General features: G+C 33.9%; 3 protein-coding genes. All 3 read left to right on the forward strand.

Annotated features, from left to right (window positions below; genetic code table 11):
• Positions 1-174 precede the first annotated feature (174 nt).
• Positions 175-459 (forward strand): BrnT family toxin, encoded by a 285-nt coding sequence (locus ABXH06_RS17825; protein WP_353519099.1) that lies wholly within the window; start codon positions 175-177, stop codon positions 457-459.
• A 2-nt stretch (positions 460-461) separates the two neighbouring features.
• Positions 462-680, forward strand: coding sequence for a BrnA antitoxin family protein (locus tag ABXH06_RS17830; protein WP_353519100.1), 219 nt, complete (start codon positions 462-464; stop codon positions 678-680).
• Positions 681-802: 122 nt separating this feature from the next.
• Positions 803-1150: a hypothetical protein gene (locus tag ABXH06_RS17835; RefSeq protein ID WP_353519101.1), complete on the forward strand. Its 348-nt coding sequence runs from the start codon at positions 803-805 to the stop codon at positions 1148-1150.
• Positions 1151-1152 lie beyond the last annotated feature (2 nt).

Here is a 1152-nt window from a genome sequence, read left to right on the forward strand (position 1 = left end):
GTTTAAAAAGAATAAAAAAGATGGGTGTATTATCCATACAAGCAAATTAACTAGGACAAAAAACAGCTGGCTTTTGCTCCTTCGTCGCTAATTTTAGCCAGCCATTTTATTGCCTGTTATTTGGGCGTTAGAGCTACTTTTGACAATCCAGCCTCACGTACATACAATGTACATATGATTAAATTCGAATGGGATGCAGCTAAAGCTGCTACAAATCTTAAAAAGCACGGAATTTCCTTTGATGAGGCTAAATCCGTATTTTTTGATGAATTTGCCGTACAGTTCTTTGACCAAGAGAACTCTGTAACCGAGGATCGTTTTTTAATGCTAGGAATGAGCAATGAAACAAATTTATTGCTTATTTGTCACTGTGAACGTGATGATGGAAATAGTATAAGAGTTATTTCCGCAAGAAAAGCTACAAAGAACGAAAGTAAAAACTATCAGCGAGGGCATTAATTATGAAAGATGAATATGATTTATCAACAATGAAGTCACGTAAAAACCCTTACGCAAGTAAATTGAAAAAGCCTGTGACTATGCGTCTTGGAGAGGATGTTATTTCATACTTTAAAGATATGGCCGAGGAATCAGGCGTACCTTATCAAAGTCTTATTAATTTATATTTACGTGATTGTGTGGCAACACATAAAAAAATCGACATCAATTGGCACGCGTAATCGTAGCTCTAACAAGCCAATTCAACGGACAAAAAACAGCTGGCTTTTGCTCGTTCCTCGCTAATTTTAGCCAGCTATTTTATTGCCGCTGATTGGGGCGTTATGTTTCAGGGAGGAACAACTTGAATTCTCATCAATCTAATTTTAAAAATTCAATTAATTATTTAATTGGTTTAATTATTTTAACCCTTTGTGTAGCTTATTATTCAGAGAACAATTGGATTCAAGGAAATCATGTTCAAGAAGCTGTTAACGAACAAACTATGGCAACTATACTGGCAAAATTAAAAACTGAACCTCAAAGTGATAAGTTAATAAACTTATTTACCTATCAAAATGAGTATATTAAATCTCAAGAAAATATGGTTATATCTTTGTTTAGTGTTGTCAAAACAGTACTTTGGATTGTTCTTATTTGGTTGGTGTTCCACCAGTTTTTTTTGAACCGTCAGTTAAAAGATGTGATTTGAAA

Origin of the sequence: Thalassotalea sp. SU-HH00458, assembly GCF_040362795.1 — a bacterium.
GTDB classification, from domain to species: Bacteria; Pseudomonadota; Gammaproteobacteria; order Enterobacterales; family Alteromonadaceae; genus Thalassotalea_H; species Thalassotalea_H castellviae.

Excerpts from the sequence above, each read along its gene's own strand:
- ABXH06_RS17825 (WP_353519099.1), top strand. The coding sequence starts at position 175 with ATGATTAAATTCGAATGGGATGCAGCTAAAGCTGCTACAAATCTTAAA.
- ABXH06_RS17830 (WP_353519100.1), top strand. The coding sequence starts at position 462 with ATGAAAGATGAATATGATTTATCAACAATGAAGTCACGTAAAAACCCT.